This window comes from Vibrio caribbeanicus ATCC BAA-2122 (genome assembly GCF_000165125.1).
Lineage (GTDB): Bacteria > Pseudomonadota > Gammaproteobacteria > Enterobacterales > Vibrionaceae > Vibrio > Vibrio caribbeanicus.
In genome coordinates, this window is sequence record NZ_AEIU01000112.1 from 50,359 (window position 1) to 67,604 (window position 17,246).

A 17,246-nucleotide genomic window follows, 5' to 3' on the forward strand; every position below is an offset into this window, starting at 1 on the left:
GTCAAATAAACGACACCTATTTAGTAGCAGCGAAAGATATCAAGTATCGCGACTTTTTCAATATGGTAAAAAATCGCTCCATTAAATAAGACAATTTACCTAGCATTACGAACAAAAACACTATTAATATTTTCAAAAAGTCGGTTTTATAATAAGAGATAGAAAAGATTAAAAAGCTAGGTCGCCTCGAACTTATAAAGTTTCAGCTCATACGACTATTGAGTTTAGGGTGAGCTATACTGTAATTCGATAGCTTAAGTTATGTATAGTGACTCATTTTTGAGAAGAAAATACATCCACTAAATTAATCTCACAATATCAAATTATATATATTGTAAATAAATATTTCAGTAGATAAAGGGCTAGAACTTTATATCGTTTACAAAATAGTGAGTCATTTCTTAAATGTACCAGTAAAAATCCATATTTGTTAAATAATTGTAATTATAATTCCAATTGTATAGGAAGTTATGGTGATATTCTGAACAAAATCCTGTTATTTATATGCAGTGATGAGCACAGCAACGCTAATACTAGACTAATGTATCATGTCTTATTATTGAGAATGCGCTATTTAATACATTTTTATTAGATATTAATCAATGCGTTACAATATAAAATAACGTTATACTAATTTCAGATGACTGGCGGAATAATGATACAAAAATCAGAATAAAAATGTAAGAATATGAACAAAAGTCACATTAAGATAAATTATATATATTTAAATATCATTAGTGGTTCAAATTCTGTTGTGAAGATATAGAATCGCATAGATAAATAGAAAAGTTACTCGATTTTTGGTTCTCAAAAATACGAAATATAAAATATATTCAGTTGGACTAGGCCAGTATGTTTTTCAGTGATTTCGCCAGAAGACCCATTGACGAAAATAATCCACATGGATTAAACCCCAATGGCACGGATGACTTTGACGAAATGAAACGTCAGATTAATAATTTAAATAAGGTAACGGGGCGTGTATCGTGGAAAAGCGTGCAAGTTCTTTCAAAAAAAATATTAAGCCATTATGGGAAAGACTTTCGTTGTAGTTGCTATTACACTGTCGCGGCTTTAAATAATGATGGCTTAAAAGGTTTTGTTGAAGGACTTAACTCATTACTTGATCTGTGTATTGTGTATTGGTTTTCGGCTTATCCAGAACACAGTAAACCTAACGCTCGTATTGGAGCCATCGAATGGATGGTCGAATACTCAGAAAAACGTCTAGCCAAACTTAAAGCGTCTGATGATGAATTACCGCTCATTGAAGCAGCACATCAAATATGCCTTCGCATTGAAGAAGAGCTTCGCCTTCACTATGGCATAAAAGCGCCTTCATTAGGGGGAATGCGGCGTACTCTCAAGCAGTGGATAGAAGAAATTAAAGAGCGGCAACAAAAGGCCCATGCTGTTGAGAAAGCCCGTGAAATACGCTCTGCACAAAACGCTGCCATTCAATCAACGCCAGAGATAAGAGTAGATATAACGCCACCCGAGTCCACCGCAAAAGTGGAGCCTAAACAAGCTGAAACCAAGTCAAACACGCTTGTATTCGCCGCATTTATAGGTCTACTCATTCTTGCGTTTGCCTCTCACTTTATTCATGACAACTATCAACTCAGTAATTTGGAACAACGCATCAGCATAGCAACTACTGAACAGTTGTTAGACATAGTGGGATCGTTGAACCATGAGAATAAAAGCTATGCAAAGCCTCTCAGACTCATCACCTTAGGTCGTCTGGACGCTTTGATGAAAGATTGGACTTTTGATCCGATCAAAGTGAGTAAAGCTAAACAGTTAGACGCGCTCTCTCTCGCTCTCACAGAACTCTATCCAGACTCATCTTCAGCACTACAGTTACGTCAAGATTTTGTCACGCAACGTCGCTGGCTCGAGAAAGAATTTAATAATATCTACAGTAAATTCACCGTTGCTCGTAGTGTTTTTGCCAACATTGCCAAGAACGGGAAAAGCTCGGAAGTCAAAAGCGCATACCAATACAGTAATTCTCTATTCCCGTTACTTGGCAGAATCGAGTACACAGAAAAACATATGCAAGAAAAGGAATTTAAACGCTCATTAAGATTGCTAAACGCTTATCTGTACAAGCTCAATCAACTGCAAGCAGAAACAACACCTAACAACGGATAATATTAAAAAGTCTACGGCATATGTTTAAAAATAAAATACTTCGTAACCCTATCGTGGTCTCAACTTTTATTGCAATACTTTTAGCAGCCACGTTTTCAGGCATCTATTTGTTATGGCTCAGTGATCATGACCGCCTATACCTCTGGTTAGGGCTTGGCATTATTGCAGCCTTTTATGCCATTTTTCAGTTTACGTTGTGGTTTAAGAAGCGAAATAACCTCAAAGCTCATCGGCTCGAAACCGAAGAAGAAACTTTGTCTATGGTGCTTAGACCATTGCTGACCAAAGCCGGAAAAAAACCAATTTACCTTCTAATTGGTAATAAAAAGTCTGGCAGGAGCCAATTTTTATATAGCTCTAATGCAATAAAGCCTATGGATAAAACACGCACCTCTAGAAATGATTTTTTCGAGTGGTACGAGTCTAATGACGCTGTGTATATAAAGCCCGATCAGCGTTTAGTTTTTCAAGAAGTCTCAAGCAGTGATGGTTCCCTATGGCACAGGTTCATTGATGAAATAATCCGCTTTAATCCAAGGAAGCCTTTTGCAGGCTGTTTGTTCTTTACGGACCTTGAGTTTTTGATCGTTTCAGAGCCGGATCAAAAAGATTATACGCTTACAGCGCTTATTGAGCGTTTAACCTCAATAAGCTCAAAAACGGCATCTGCTATCCCTATTTACATCATGATTTCAAAGATCGATAAATTGGATGGATTTAAGCAGTATGTCAATTTCAGCACTCTCAAAACACGTATAGAGTACCTCTCTATTCCTCTGAGAGACGCCAAAGGGGCACTCATCGATTACTTCAGAGATGGTTACAATAACCTTGTTAGGGTGCTCGAATCCAACGCCCTTGATTCTTCATCAGCAGCAAATGACGTGGATGAAAAACAGGCTATCCTCGCGTTCCCTAAACAGTTTGAGTTATGCCAGTCAGAGATAGGCGATATCTTAATCAGGTTATCTGAGGCAAATAATGGCGCCTATTCACTCGATATTAGAGACATATTTTTCTCTTCTAGTATCCAAGGTGGACGTAAATACAACCTGCTAGCCAAGAGCTGCAGTAACTATTTTAATCTGCCCATCATAGCGTCAGAACATACTCATTTGACGGAAACACCGTACTTTGCTCGTTTTTTAATAGACTCACAAATCCTCCCTGAACGAGAGTTTGCTGGAGAAAATAAGGCCTATTTACGCATCATCCAGAGACGAAGCTATTTAGCGATGGCCGCATCCATATTCATCTTGGTCGGTGGTGGATACTATTTCTCCACCACACTGAATGCCAATCTGCAAGTAATTGGGAAATTACTCAACATTGGCAATACTGACCAGAATAGTAGCCAGATGGAGCTCAAGCAACTACTTGAATCGGCGAACAAGTCCGTTGAGCCTTCCTATAGTGCTTGGTTAACAGGCTCACAAGCACTGGATGAAGAAGTACTTCCACTTAACATTAGCCGATTAGATGAATCAACAAAGATTGCATATAAGGCACTGTTACAACAGGTTTCTCAACAAATAATGCCGATTATTGAGCAAGCTTACCGACTTGAGGTTGTGCAAAACCAAGACAACCTTAACCAGGTATTGCCTTTACTCAAAGCCTACTTGATGCTCAACCAACCCTCCAAAAGAGACATCAAATTCTTGAGGCATCACACCGTAGGTGTATTAACTCGAGTAAGTGATGAAGATACCGTATCTTCTGTTATGCGCTATCTCGACGCGTATTTTCGTACTCAATTTGACCCCGTTGATATTAATATGAATGTCGTACGTGCAACTCGACGTTCACTACTATCAAACTCGAACACTGACCTGGTCTATACAGGGATTTTAAATCAAGCCGATGCAATTGATCTTGGTACTTTGGACTTGCAAAGAGTCGTCGGTTTTGAATTTGGCAATATCTTCAGCTCACCTTCTGACAAAGAACGCCTATTGATCAATAAAGCCTATACATCGACTGGTTTTAGTACCTTCTACCGACCACGAGTCGACTTGTTATCCAAACAAGTCATAAGCGATAACTGGGTACTTGGGCTATCAAACAACGTCATTCCTTCAAAAGACGAACAAGAGAAGTTCAAAGATCAAGTCCGCAAGCGCTACACAGATGATTATATTAGCTACTGGCGTAATGCACTTGGCGAGCTGAAAGTTCAACGCTACGATAATGTGGGCGATCTCACTAATGCTATCGATTTGATCTCTGGCCCATCATCACCGATGACAACGATATTAAAACAGGTGTATTTAAACACCCACTTTACACCAGAAACAGATCAAAATGCGCTCATCAGTCAGGTTAATCCAAAGTTACTCGAAGCCGCCGATCTGGTTTCAGAGGCCAAAGAAGCAGTAGAGGAAGCCGTTAAACCTGACTATGTTTTGATGAAACGTGTTGAACAAGCTTTTCATCTTCTCAACCAGCTACAAAGAAGTGAAACGGAAGATTCACCAACACCATGGGATGAAACCATTGCTGCCCTAAACCGCGTGCGTACGTACATGAAGGACATCGCCGATGCGCCTAATCCACAAATGGCAGCATTAGCGACGGCGCAACATCGTATGAGCAGTAGTGAAGCCGATCCGTTGATCAAGTTAAAACAAATCGCTCAAAAATCACCTGAACCTGTACGCAGTTGGTTACTCGGTGTTGTAGGCCAAAGTTGGTCAGTCATGATAGCGGAATCTGCGCAAGGCATTCAAAGTCAGTGGTACAGCCAGATCTATCTAAAGTTTAAATCCATCGGAGAAGGTCGCTATCCATTTGATTTAACTTCAGATGAAGAAATATCTATCGAGGACTTTGAGCTTCTTTTCGCCTCAGGTGGCTTACTTGATAAGTTCATTCAGAAAAACTTCGCTCCATTTTACGACACCGAGCTATGGACGCCGAAAGAAGTTGATGGTGTGACTATGCCTCTCTCACCTGAGATGCTAGTTCAGTTAAGAAACTACAATATTATTCGCGATACCCTTATTAACAAAAGTACTAACCAAGTGAATATCCCGTTTAGTACTAAAGTGATGGACCTAGACTCAAGTGCAATCCGAGCAAGTATAAAGATTGCTGATTCAGATATTAACTATTATCACGGTCCAAGCCGCATTCGTGAGATGGTATGGCCACCACAAAATGGTGACTTTAACATCAATATTACGATCCAAGATGTAACTGATGAAGGAAAACAGCACGTTTTAAATAAGAGTGGTCAATGGGCAATTTACCGATTACTCGGTGATTCAACACTGACAAACACTCATAACGGCAGCTTCATTAGTGACATAAAAGTGTCAGGGCGAGACCTCAGTCTACGCATAACACCTTTAACACAAAAAAACCCATTCACATTGGGTGAACTATATAACTTCTCTTTACCAGAGAAAATTGAATAATTATAAAAGTATAAACATAGGCAGAACAAATGATTTCAAATATGACTTTACAAGGCTTAGATAAGTTAGATCGCAAGATCCTTTCTAGCCTTTTATCAAATGGACGTCAGTCAATTGCTAACCTTTCTCGCAATATTGGTCTATCAAGGACTGCTGTTGCAGAGAGAATCAATCGTCTCGAGCAAACCGGTATTATCAAAGGATATACCGCCCAAATTCGAGTTGAGAACGAGGGAAGAAAAGCCGCAAGTTACCTGCTAATCACTTGCGAAAAAGGAAAGAAAAATGAAGTCACTAACGCACTAAAAGAAATACCTGAAGTGCGTCTAACGAGCGTTGTTGGCGGTAACTACGATATTATCGCACTCATTGAAGCTCCAGACCTTCAGTCAATTCATCACTTGTCGAATGAAATTGAATCTTTTAGTGGTATTCAAGAACTTGATACCACAGTCGTGCTACACCAACCGATTAGCCGGTAAAGAAAAAGACGAAAAAGCCACTCAATTGAGTGGCTTTTTCTTTTGTATACTAAATGCTGCCAATCATTTTAATTTTTACATCTTTTTGCGTAGGTTTTCCTAACCACACCGTTTGACCAAGTAAATTTCCCTTGCCTTGGCCAAGACAATTTTCCGGTATAGTGTCAAGGTTAACATTAAGTTGCAGATCCCAACACATAGGGTCACGCAAAATAAAGCGCATAAGACCGATGAGAACCTTGTGTAATTCTCCGCTATATGAGAACTTTCGATAAGTATCAAAATCAATATCGTCGATACATAAATTAAACTTACCATTTAAATCAGGTAAGCTCTGTCCCAAGTGAAAGCTCTGCCCCAGTACACAATTTTCTCTGTTCAGTTTATTCCGCTGACACTCGTCTATCTGAACCCGTCGATAAACCCATTCTTCAATCTTTACGCTACTCAGAGAAAAGTAGTGGGAAACTATGCCTGATATAACTTTAGGAGAACGTGTTCGCGTCGATAACTGACTGACGTAGGAGAGTAGCTTTGCCCTATCAAGCTCCGTAACATCTTTGTCTTGCATGACACTCGACAAGCCAGCAAGATGGAGCATACGACCTGAGAAGGCATCTTCTGCGCCACTTTGATACTGGACATAATAGCGATATTTCTTCCAAACACGATACAGCATGCTAGTGTAGCGATTGTGAAAGAAATCAAAAAAGTCTTTTACTGGATTGTCATCTGGGTCGCGACCAGTGAGCTTTTCCGTATATGATGCGGGCAAAGGAGAACTTGAACCATGTAAGCCTAAAAAATTGGTCTCCACACGAGAATACGATTTTCCTTCTTTTTCTAGTGCAGTTATCTCCGCAATATCACTTTTTGGAAACGCTAAACTTGGCGAAACAGAAAATTCAATTCTCTCCTGATGAGCATATTTGTTCTCCCCAACAGCGACAAAATCCTTACCCAACTCTTTTTGGTAGTGTTTTTCGAGTAATAATACCGCTTGATAGAAACTAAACTCATGCGTTTGGTCAACCAAGCAATTGATCATAGGATTGTCTGTTGGCCGATTGCGCTCTTCCATCGGTAAACCTCCCCACTTGCTTGATCATACACTTCCAGTTCAGTGAACGAATTCACGCTCGAATATAGCCGAATAAACTCATTGATAACGCTGGCGATAAGAAACATGTCCCCTTCATTAACAAAGAAGGTCGAGTCGACGACCAAGTTCAGAAGATTACCTCGAACCGATACGCCTCGAAAAACGCGATCAATAGGCTTCATATCCGAAGAAATAATACCATCAAGCCGATGCATCGAAGCTCTATGAGCTTGCCTATCAACACGAGAATGAAAGTCATAGGTTGAAAGTAATACCTTGAGCACATCAATGTTGACCAGAGACAAATAGTTTAATGACATATTGGCTATCAACTGCCATTGCAATTCCCCATTCACTTGGGGGCTCACCGACTGAGTGGGTTTAGTAATATTTTTAAAGGTGGCAAAGGTGGGTGACTTATGAGTAGAATAAGTTACGTCTCCGACCGATAGTCGTTCAGCAAGATCCGCATTAGAGCATTCCAACTTCATCAACACCGTTTCCGAACCAAGTTGAGCAATATCACCATTATGAGTATGAAATGAGATATAACGCTCTAGCCCTCGGCCATTAACACGCTCTGTTACTTTCGACTTATAATAGTCTCTTTTCTCTGTCTGATTGATTTGATGTTCAAAAGACTCAAATTCGATCAACGCTTGCCGACGACGTTCATCTTTACTCCAACTTTGTACATCTTGAATCGAATAGACCTCAAAATGTTGTTGATTGTTACTCTGGGGTCGGACTTTATATTCATTTCTCCGGTGTTCGAGCCGTATAGGGTCACCATCTTTTTCAAATAAATTCACCGCAGGAGAGCAATGAAGTTTAAAATGTTTATCTTTCAGAACCACATCCGACGGTAGGGCTCGTTTAAAATGGAAATGAATTGCAACACTACTGCGTTGGGGAACACCTCTAAGCCAATCCATGCCTTCAAGATCCAAAAACATAAACTTTTCAGGTAAAGAAAAAAGCTCTTGCAACAAACGATAGCCAGAGAAGGAGTTTTTACCATATGGCAGCAAAGCTTCATTCTCTGCATAACCAACGGGTTTAATAAATTCAGGACCAAGCTTATGTTTATAGCCAGCACCGACATCTAACTCAACATAGTCTAAGTACCTAAACAACCAGAGAAAAACTGTGCGTGTGATATGTATTTCACCGTGTAGATGGAGACGCAGCTTATCTAGCCCAATTCTGCCAATTTCAATGCCATTTTCAGTCGCTAGGTTTAAAGTAATGCTCGAGCTCGTACGACTATTGCTCTGTTCGATACCTGTAAAGTAAATAGGGAACAATTCAACATCGTAGCATGTTCTAAACAAACACTGTGTTCCTTCCACTTGTTCACTTGCCATCTCAGCGCCGCGTTTTATCACCGTTTTTTCAGTGACACTGCCAGTATGGGGCTTTAATTCACTAATACACATAGAAGGAACAGAACGCATATAATGCGGCCACAGTAAAGTCATCAGAGATTGAGTGAGCTCTGGTAACTCATCATCAATCTTTTCGCGAATCCGGCCGGTTAAAAATGCAAAACCCTCAAGTAACCGCTCAACATCTGGGTCAGATGTGCCCTCAGAGAGAAAGTTGGTCAGTTTGGGGTGATATTTAGCAAACTCCCCACCCGCTTCACGCAAATATGTGAGTTCATCTTGGAAGTATTTACTGTTGCTCACGCGATACCTACTAAACGTTAAATTGACCGTCGGTTCCCATATAAACGTCAATTGACATCGGAACCTTACCGCCGTTATGTGAAACCTCACCACGAATCCCGAAACCAAGTTGCAAAGGGTTGTGGTGATCCTCTTGATAACTAACTTCTATGTTAAGCAGCCTGGGTTCAAAACGCTCTATCGTCGATCGGATGCTCTTTTGGATATTTCGAACTAAGTTAGTGTTGTTCGACAGAACGTCGTTAAAGTCTGGAAGCCCATATTCGTCATCAATCATTGCGTTTCCAGTATGTGTGTTTAGGAGATCCGCAAGATGTAGGTGTATCGACTCTATCAAGTGACGATGTGATACCACTTTTTCATAACTACTTTTCGGCTCACCCAATTCAATACGTTCGAGAAGACGATATCCTTTTTCCATATTCAGCCCTACGAAAAAGCAGCCAGTATAAACTGGCTGCTAAGAAGTACTTACTCAAGGTTTACTGGTCAAGCTTACCAACTAGGGACAAATCAAAACTCGCACCCATGTACTTGAAGTGTGGTCTTACCGACATAGAAACCTTGTACCAGCCTGGATCACCCTCTACATCAGAGACTTCGATCTTAGCCGCACGAAGTGGCCTACGACCGCGAACTTCTGCTGGTGGGTTCTCTTGGTCAGAAACATACTGACGAATCCATTTATTCAACTCAATTTCAAGATCAGAACGCTCTTTCCAAGAACCGATTTGTTCACGCTGAAGCACTTTAATGTAGTGTGCAAGACGGTTGATAATGAACATATAAGGTAGTTGAGTACCAAGCTTATAGTTCATCTCAGCGTTCTTACCTTCAGGCGTGTTTTGGAACACTTTCGGCTTTTGTACTGAGTTTGCAGAGAAGAATGCCGCATTATCAGAGCCTTTACGCATAGTTAATGCAATAAAGCCTTCTTCAGCTAACTCATACTCACGACGGTCTGAAATTAAAATCTCAGTTGGGATTTTCGTTTCAATTTGCCCCATCGACTCAAAGTTGTAGACAGGTAGATCAAATACTGCACCACCGCTTTGTGGACCGATGATGTTTGGACACCAGCGATATTTGGCAAATGATTCGCTAATCTTAGACGCCAACGCATATGCAGAGTTGCCCCACAAGTAATTACTGTGGCTGTCTGTCACCTGCTCATCGTAATCAAATGCTTTGATTGGATTATCTTCAACCGAGTAAGGATTACGCAACATGAAACGAGAAGTACAAAGTCCAACGTATCGTGCATCTTCGTGTTCACGGAAACCACGCCATTTCGTGTACTGTGGTCCTTCAAAGATTGACTTAAGATCCTTCATATCTGGCAGCTCTTCATAGCTGTCGATACCAAAGAATTTAGACGATGCTGAAGTAATGAAAGGAGCGTGTGACATCGCGCCCACGTTACCCATGTATTCCATTAGCTTAATGTCCGGTGATGACGCAGAAAGCTGGTAGTCACAGATAACTGCACCAACTGGTTTACCACCGAATTGACCATACTCACGCGTATAAATCTGTTTGTATAGGCCCGATTTCACAACTTCAGGTGCGTCTTCAAAATCGTCCAGTACTTCATCTTTTTTCGCAGAGAGTAGTTCAATCTGAATGTTTTCACGGAAGTCAGTATGATCAACAAGGTATTTTAAACCACGCCAAGTTGACTCAATTGCCTGAACCTCTTCATTGTGCAAAATTGCATCAACCTGACGAGAAAGCTTCTGATCAATTTCAGAAATCATCAAGTCAACAATTGACTGATCCACTTTATCAGTTGTTGAGCTGCTCAACAATTCACCAATAAATGCTTCTACACCACGTTTTGCAACATCAAAGCCTTCATCACTTGGCTTCATGCGCGTTTCATGAAGAATACTATCTAAGAGTGACCCCGAATCTAGCTCGGCTCCCTCTTGTTCTACTGCTTGTGCTTCTGCAGACATGATATCCCTTACTATTCTGTCGCTTCTTGGTCGTCGCCAATGCTTAGTTCATCTAAAAGTTTCTTTCTTGCGTCTTCATCTTGAAGCACTGCTGCGATCTTTTTGCGGAACGCAGGAACATTCCCAAGTGGGCCTTTCAGTGCAACAAGAGCTTCACGCAGTTCAAGCAAACTGTGGAGTTCTGGTACGCTCTTAGCGATCGATTCTGGAGAAAAATCTTTCATATTGGTGAAAGTCAAATCTACGCCGAGCTGCGCCCCTTCCTCATCAGAAAGACGGTTGTCAACATTGACTTTGAGGTTTGGTGCGTAGCCCTCCAGAACTTCATTAAAGTTATCCTTGTCGATACTGATTGGCATACGCTCTTCAATTGGCGTTTCATCTGCTCGTGCTGTGAAATCACCAACAACCATCATGCTCAGCGGCAGTTCTACGTCCTCTTGCGCATCACCAGTTGCTGGCACATAACGGATATTAATTCGCTCTTTTGGAGCCACCGAGCCATCACGTGACATAATTCATTCCTTATCTAACTCTGTAATTAGTCGTAAAATGCTTGCCACTGTTCGTACTTTTCAGGAAGAAGCTCTCTAGTTTTATAAAGCGTATGAACCGCTTCTCGAGTGAGCTTATCCAACTGTGACGATAAGTGGGGTTCCCAGCTTGCGAGGTCAAATCCACTTTTCATCTGCCAAACTTTCTCTAGATAAGGCAGAGTTAAAGGGGTTAAACCCACCGACTGGTAAGCTTCTATCAATTGTAAATACAGCATGAACTGACTTCGTCCTGAGCTATCTAGCTCAAGCCTTTGTGCCAGATCCGCGGCACGTTCACCCAGATTCTCTAGGGTGATATCTTCCATAAGAGATGAATCTTCCTCGGCAATAACGACGGTTTGAACAACCGGTTGAGAGCTCGATGAATGAACAACACTACTAGACAACCATTGAATTGTTGTTTCATCTGCAAATGGTATAGAATTTTTAAACGAGAGGTTTTCTATCCCCTCCAATGAATCAGCAAAACGTTTAGCTTCTTGCCTAACCGCAGCTGCTGCTTCATCAAAACCAAGATTCACCAGCATTGAGTGAACCAAATAATGACCTGTCAGCCAAAACGGCGCATCCGTTAGAGTCCGTTCCAAACGTTTAACACTTTCAATATCGGTTTCTTGCTGTGCTTTATCACGATATTCCGCCTGCTGATCTGATGATACCGCCAAGATCAAGGGCGTCTGATTATCCTGATGCTCAGGTAAAGCATCGATGTCGTCCCAAGTAAGATAGCGATAAATACGATAAGCCAGTGGATCGCTTGGGCTAGCATGGATCATAACCTCGGCCACTTTTTTAAGGCTGCGCTTTGACGCCGTAGGTGAAGAAAAGTCTGTCTCCACGTCCACTTCTTGCACCACTGCTTTTTTAACAGCCGGAGCAGGCGTTTGCACAGGCTCTGTAGTAATGGAGGCAGGTAACACCCCTTTGGGTGCTGAGCCAGAATCCGCAGGTGGCTCTATGAGCGTTTCTTTATGAGCGACAGGCTCATCATCCGCCACAGCTTGCTGAGACAACGTATTAAGTTGAGAGCGAATTTCAAAAAAGTCGGCTTCTGAGTCTTGAAATAGATCGTCAAATTGACGCTGTATTTCTTCTGTTTTGCTAATACAATCTGACACCTGCTGCCATGAATTAGGTGATGCACCAATCTTCGGCGAGCAGAGCTTGAATTGATGATTCAGCCACTCAACCGCACCATCTCTTCCTCGCTTTCGAGTCGGATACAAGGTTTCACCGTATCGGGATAAGGATTCATTAAGTAGAGTTAATCCTTGTTCAAAACCGCTCAATCCCGATTCTTCAACTAAAGCACGGGTTAAATAGCATAACGCTTTGAGATCTTTGCTGTGTTGCTGCAATACTTCCATGGCATGAGTCTTTACCACAGCCCAATCAACGGTTTCACCAAATAGAGAGCCAAACTTCTTTACTTCAGATTCCATCATTTCATAGCTGAACTCATACCGAGCGTCTTCTCCTGAAGGAGACACGTCAGAGATAGGACTCAACAACTGTTCCAAGTCGATATCAGACATAGCTACCCTTTCACCTCGGTAAGATAATCCTTAAGCGCTTTGTCTACCGCGATGGCTCCACGAGCAGGCCGAGAGTTAACGTGACTATTATCTATAGAATCAGAGGCCATCTTGCCAAGAACTGATATCATTTGCTCAAAGCTCTTAGGTGCATTTTTTTCTAAATCTACCAGAGAGTCATGAAGTCGTGATTGCTCAAAAATAGACTTTTCCGTCACGGTACTGAACAAGATGTATTCACTTCTTGCAACTGTGAGGTCGCGTACTTTTTGATCAAGTTCAGGGCGGTTAGTGAAGAAATCTCTCGCCGCCGTTGCCTCACCGATCGCCTGAGTGTAATAGTGGTTTTGAGCACTTTTCTCTATCGACTGATTAATGCTATCTAGCACTTTTTCAGGTAAGACTTTGCTATAGTAGTACGCTGCGGATTGATTCCTTTTCCAAGCTTGACGCATTTCGTCGTTGGCTTGTTTAGTCTGGCCATTGACGATAAGACTGGCCAACCTCTCTTGTTTTGAGCCAGACATCGCGGCTAATTGCAGTGCATCAATCGAAGACTTATTCAATCCAGCCATAGTAGAGGTAAGTGCTTTATCCACAGAAGGGAACAGCGCTCCATCTGCTACTAATTTTTCTTTTAAGCGAACTAACTCACCACGCAATTTCACGAGATCTTTTGGTAAGGTATCCACTACTCTCTGGTAAGACTCTATATCTGATTGATATTGCTTATAGAGTTGAGAAAGTTTTACCTGCTGTACCTGAAATGCTTCTCTATAGGGTGCCGTCGTCACCACACTACTTTCCATATCATTAAGCGAGTATTCTATTTGCCAAGGAGGCTGCGCTAAGAACGATGCAGTCTGCGCTGGCTTAATTGTGCTTACTGTCTCTGGAGTGTCTTGCTTAGTGGTCACGATTGTTTTCCACTCTGGCTGAGACGCGTTGTATAAATAGCTGCCTGTTATCGCCGCAACACACAAAACTAAGCTCGCTTCAAGTACTCTAAAGCGCCCATACGACTTATCGTCTGTTTTGCAATGGGTCAGGAGTAAGTCAGCATTTCTAAGACTGCTAAATATTGGAGCACTATTTTGTGACTCAATTGATTGTTGGTCGATTTTTGCCAACTGCTGTGCAAAGGATATCGCCGTCAGCCCGTGTCCCCGAGGGTTATTAACAACACGCTTAATTAGTTTCCAAACATGACTTGGGATCAAAGGAGTGCGTTTACGTCCTTTTAATTCATTCTGCCAAGCATCACCATAAATACTGCCGAGAAAAAGGTGTCCCGTTAATAATGCGAGAGAATAAACATCGTCTTGGGGCTGGGTAATACCATCTTTTAAATAGAGGGGAGATGCATAACCTAGACTTGCCTCAGCGTGATCCTCAATTTCACCGACATATCGAGCCGCACCAAAATCGATCAACTTAACGTGGTCGCCTTCACTGACAAGAATATTGGAGGGTTTGATATCGAGATGGCAAACACCGCGAGTATGCATAAATTCCAATGCACCCGCTAATTGATACACCAGCCAAGCAATGTGGTCATGTCGAAAGCCTTTATTCGAATAACGCTCCATTTTTTCCGCGAGCGATTCACCTTCTATCCACTCATACATCAGATATGGGCGTTCAAATTCATGACCAACTTTGATGAATCCTGCCACACTGGGATGCTGAGATATCTCCAAGCGACTCGCTTCATTGGTTAGCATTCTGTAGGCAATTTCAGGCGCGTCTTCGTTCACAACCTTACAGCAAATCTGTTTCTCAGGTTGATCTTTTTTAGCTAAATGGAAAACGGTCGTTCTGCCATTTTTTGAGGGCAGTTGTTCTAAAACGTCAAATTGGGAAAACAAGACATATTCAAGCTTAGGCTGGTTTTTATTTGCCATCCTTTGCTCATTTTGTTTCCTTTTCTCAATGGCTTTAACAACCAATTGATCAATTAATCCTTTGGTCGCTCCCTGATTATCTGACACGCTTAACTCTTTCACCTGAAACTATTTATTAAGCGCAGATAATATTGGCACCTACTGCCTTGTTTCAAGGCTAGTATTTAAAACGAACAGTAAGACTATCATTTTAGTTATTATTACTAATTAAATAGGCTTATTGACTTACGCTTTCACTACCTAAGCCAATTTGTTTTAGCCTGAAAAAAGCCTATCTCTCAGAAATTAAAATACCCTCGAGAATAATGATGCTAGATTGGGTTGTAGATATATAAAAATACAACCTTTAATAATAAAAATAACAATTTAACGTCTTAATTATAAGAATGCATATCGAAAGTTATTGGCTACCATCTCAATCCCCAATGACCTTAGCCAGAACATATACCCAAGTGACTTTACAATGCAGAATTCAGAACCATGCCACCTGTAAAGCAAGCCATTCTCTCTGAACCTAGCATCTTAAGGTTACTTTGGCATAAAGCATCATTTAAATGGATAAATTAATCATGAACTAATTCTTATAACGAATGTCATAAGTCAAGTATCGCATGCTGCACAAATAGATGCGCATTATGGCCAACAATGCTCATACGCTTTTTAATTTACTAAGTTATTATTTTAATTATAAGGACAGTTATGAAATTTTATCTCGCTCGCGGCCTATTCATCTTTGGTTCACTGTTATTTTTAGCCAGTTTAGGCATTACGCTAGGGCATATTGGAGACCCAGAATTTGCTCAGCATAGTTGGTACCATTTCTTTCGCGAAGGGGGGGGACTTATCGCTCAGCTGATCGTTATCTCTGCCATACTATTTGGCCCTAAACACTGGAAAACCCCAGTAACTTGGGGAATGCTTGCGGTACTCTTGGCGGGGATCTTTCTTCCGTTCTGGGTCGGCATGCCGTTTAATGAAGCACTCAGTGCGCCGCATATAAGAGCTGAGATAGCTCATGTCGGCCAAGCTGTATTGATGACAGTGGCACTCTTCCTAGCTAGACCAGAGTTCATCAACAAAAATACGTAAAAACTGTTCGCTCACTGAGCGCAACTCGATAAAATAAGGGAGCCATCAACCTATGACTCCCTACTTATTTTGCATTTGCATCAGAGCTTTATCTCCATCGATATCGAAAGAGAGTAAGACGCTCGGTTGTTCAATATCACTGTAGTAAGCAGCGTATACCATCAAAGCAAGCAGTGAGCAGCGTCCCATCGTTCCCCAAAGTTCATTAATCAATAATGGCTGCTGTGGATGGGTGAGCTTTTTCGCTTTCCCACCCAAAACGTAGCCATAATCCTCAGTATGAGAACGCAGGCTTGTCATATCGGAGAATACTGCTCCGAGGTGCTCTAAGTGCTTACTCGCCCTCTGAACCAAACGATACATACCACGTCGATCTGTCGTATCTAACTCAAGGTCGAAATAGGTTATTTTAGACTTAGGCGTAAGTTTTAACGTTTCTAGGGTATTATGTCGACAAAGAATGAGTCCTGCTGAGCCCTCACTCGGAATAATCCCCCAAGGCAATTCATTACTGAGTACCTTACCCTGTTCAACCCACTTCTCAAGCTCGTTAACCAGAGAATCAATCGAGATACAAATAAGAGCATCATAGTTATCGAGCAAAGTTAAAGCACGTTTGAGCACGCGAGCCCCACTATCATGCAGCACTTCACAATACGAAATTTTAGAGGCAAATGGCGTTTCATCTAACCAATCTTGCAATTTCACAGCCCCGATGGACTCAGGCACCCCTATGACGACGGGTATGGTATGAAGCGAACGAGGTAATTTCTGAAAAAGAGACTCTAGCATCGCTAACAACAGCTCACCGCAACGCTCAAACCAGTCGGTTTTTTCTAAAAACTCAATATTGGCACATACGAAACTCGCCGTCGTTTCTTCGCTTTCACGCTGCGTAAATCTGTCAAGATCGGCTTTGGCCACCGCTGTAGAAATGTCTAAGTTCATGCCACATGGCGTAATAACTTCACCCTCTAGCACGTACTGGCCCAACGAATTACTCATTTCCTATGCCTCTTGTGTATTAGTAATGACAGTTGATATCAATAGGTGCTCTTTATCCTGACAAGGAAAAGCCGCAGTGTAAGTCAGTGATAGTTTTTTAGTTTCTGTATCAACAAATAGGGTAAAGATGGACATATCGGCGGTTATCGTTTGATCTTTGAATCTCGCTTCTGCCTGATAGCGAGTTTTAGGCAAACGAAACGTGAGAGTGTCATCGTGACAAAAGCCACTCATCATGATCCGCTCCCCACCAGAGAGATGTCCTTTACACTGCTGATCTAAAGGTGCTGTCTGATAAAAACGACGGTCAAAATCCACCGGCAACGTTGGCTTGCGATTTTCTAACC

The 17,246-nt window shown here is 41.6% G+C and carries 13 protein-coding genes; 4 read left to right on the forward strand and 9 right to left on the reverse strand.

The genetic code is table 11. From position 1 onward, the window contains the following. Window positions 1-852 precede the first annotated feature (852 nt). Genes RH40_RS18935 through RH40_RS18945 form a run of 3 tightly spaced genes read left to right on the forward strand, consistent with a single transcriptional unit; the run spans window position 853 to window position 6,058 of the window. On the forward strand, window positions 853-2,157 hold the full coding sequence (locus tag RH40_RS18935) for a type VI secretion system ImpA family N-terminal domain-containing protein (RefSeq protein ID WP_009603312.1): 1,305 nt from the start codon (window positions 853-855) through the stop codon (window positions 2,155-2,157). A gap of 20 nt (window positions 2,158-2,177) precedes the next feature. Next, window positions 2,178-5,576 carry a type VI secretion system membrane subunit TssM gene (gene tssM / locus RH40_RS18940; RefSeq protein ID WP_009603313.1) on the forward strand — a complete coding sequence of 1,133 codons (3,399 nt, stop codon included), beginning with the start codon at window positions 2,178-2,180 and terminating at the stop codon, window positions 5,574-5,576. Window positions 5,577-5,605: 29 nt separating this feature from the next. Then, window positions 5,606-6,058 carry an Lrp/AsnC family transcriptional regulator gene (locus tag RH40_RS18945; RefSeq protein ID WP_009603314.1) on the forward strand — a complete coding sequence of 151 codons (453 nt, stop codon included), beginning with the start codon at window positions 5,606-5,608 and terminating at the stop codon, window positions 6,056-6,058. A gap of 49 nt (window positions 6,059-6,107) precedes the next feature. Here the strand turns inward: RH40_RS18945 and tssG are convergent, their stop codons facing one another. From tssG to RH40_RS18980, 7 genes are all read right to left on the reverse strand, one after another. Further along, window positions 6,108-7,106 (reverse strand): type VI secretion system baseplate subunit TssG, encoded by a 999-nt coding sequence (gene tssG / locus RH40_RS18950; RefSeq protein WP_039955021.1) that lies wholly within the window; start codon window positions 7,104-7,106, stop codon window positions 6,108-6,110. Next, window positions 7,103-8,851: a type VI secretion system baseplate subunit TssF gene (tssF, locus tag RH40_RS18955; RefSeq protein ID WP_009603316.1), complete on the reverse strand. Its 1,749-nt coding sequence runs from the start codon at window positions 8,849-8,851 to the stop codon at window positions 7,103-7,105. The genes tssG and tssF overlap by 4 nt, the downstream gene beginning before the upstream one ends. Window positions 8,852-8,861: 10 nt before the next feature. After that, on the reverse strand, window positions 8,862-9,272 hold the full coding sequence (gene tssE / locus RH40_RS18960) for a type VI secretion system baseplate subunit TssE (protein ID WP_009603317.1): 411 nt from the start codon (window positions 9,270-9,272) through the stop codon (window positions 8,862-8,864). Window positions 9,273-9,333: 61 nt separating this feature from the next. Beyond that, window positions 9,334-10,809 carry a type VI secretion system contractile sheath large subunit gene (gene tssC / locus RH40_RS18965; protein ID WP_009603318.1) on the reverse strand — a complete coding sequence of 492 codons (1,476 nt, stop codon included), beginning with the start codon at window positions 10,807-10,809 and terminating at the stop codon, window positions 9,334-9,336. Between the two features lie 11 nt (window positions 10,810-10,820). Further along, window positions 10,821-11,324 carry a type VI secretion system contractile sheath small subunit gene (gene tssB / locus RH40_RS18970; RefSeq protein ID WP_009603319.1) on the reverse strand — a complete coding sequence of 168 codons (504 nt, stop codon included), beginning with the start codon at window positions 11,322-11,324 and terminating at the stop codon, window positions 10,821-10,823. 26 nt (window positions 11,325-11,350) lie between these two features. After that, window positions 11,351-12,901, reverse strand: a complete 1,551-nt coding sequence (gene tssA, locus RH40_RS18975; RefSeq protein ID WP_009603320.1) for a type VI secretion system protein TssA — start codon at window positions 12,899-12,901, stop codon at window positions 11,351-11,353. A gap of 2 nt (window positions 12,902-12,903) precedes the next feature. Beyond that, the gene (locus tag RH40_RS18980) at window positions 12,904-14,892 is read right to left on the reverse strand and encodes a serine/threonine protein kinase (RefSeq protein ID WP_009603321.1); all 1,989 of its coding nucleotides are present in this window, start codon (window positions 14,890-14,892) and stop codon (window positions 12,904-12,906) included. Window positions 14,893-15,504: 612 nt separating this feature from the next. Here RH40_RS18980 and RH40_RS18985 point away from each other — a divergent pair. Continuing rightward, window positions 15,505-15,894: a hypothetical protein gene (locus RH40_RS18985; protein ID WP_009603322.1), complete on the forward strand. Its 390-nt coding sequence runs from the start codon at window positions 15,505-15,507 to the stop codon at window positions 15,892-15,894. A 60-nt stretch (window positions 15,895-15,954) separates the two neighbouring features. On the opposite strand, the gene RH40_RS18990 is transcribed toward RH40_RS18985, so the two are convergent. Further along, window positions 15,955-16,899, reverse strand: coding sequence for a hypothetical protein (locus tag RH40_RS18990; RefSeq protein WP_009603323.1), 945 nt, complete (start codon window positions 16,897-16,899; stop codon window positions 15,955-15,957). A gap of 3 nt (window positions 16,900-16,902) precedes the next feature. Then, the coding region (locus RH40_RS18995; protein WP_009603324.1) for a DUF2169 domain-containing protein at window positions 16,903-17,246 on the reverse strand (344 nt) is incomplete at its 5' end.

Bases quoted from the DNA above. Each gene is read 5' to 3' on its own strand.
- RH40_RS18935 (WP_009603312.1), top strand. From the start codon at position 853: ATGTTTTTCAGTGATTTCGCCAGAAGACCCATTGACGAAAATAATCCA.
- tssM (WP_009603313.1), top strand. From the start codon at position 2,178: ATGTTTAAAAATAAAATACTTCGTAACCCTATCGTGGTCTCAACTTTT.
- RH40_RS18945 (WP_009603314.1), top strand. From the start codon at position 5,606: ATGATTTCAAATATGACTTTACAAGGCTTAGATAAGTTAGATCGCAAG.
- tssG (WP_039955021.1), bottom strand. From the start codon at position 7,106: ATGATCAATTGCTTGGTTGACCAAACGCATGAGTTTAGTTTCTATCAA.
- tssE (WP_009603317.1), bottom strand. From the start codon at position 9,272: ATGGAAAAAGGATATCGTCTTCTCGAACGTATTGAATTGGGTGAGCCG.
- tssC (WP_009603318.1), bottom strand. From the start codon at position 10,809: ATGTCTGCAGAAGCACAAGCAGTAGAACAAGAGGGAGCCGAGCTAGAT.
- tssB (WP_009603319.1), bottom strand. From the start codon at position 11,324: ATGTCACGTGATGGCTCGGTGGCTCCAAAAGAGCGAATTAATATCCGT.
- tssA (WP_009603320.1), bottom strand. From the start codon at position 12,901: ATGTCTGATATCGACTTGGAACAGTTGTTGAGTCCTATCTCTGACGTG.
- RH40_RS18985 (WP_009603322.1), top strand. From the start codon at position 15,505: ATGAAATTTTATCTCGCTCGCGGCCTATTCATCTTTGGTTCACTGTTA.
- RH40_RS18990 (WP_009603323.1), bottom strand. From the start codon at position 16,899: ATGAGTAATTCGTTGGGCCAGTACGTGCTAGAGGGTGAAGTTATTACG.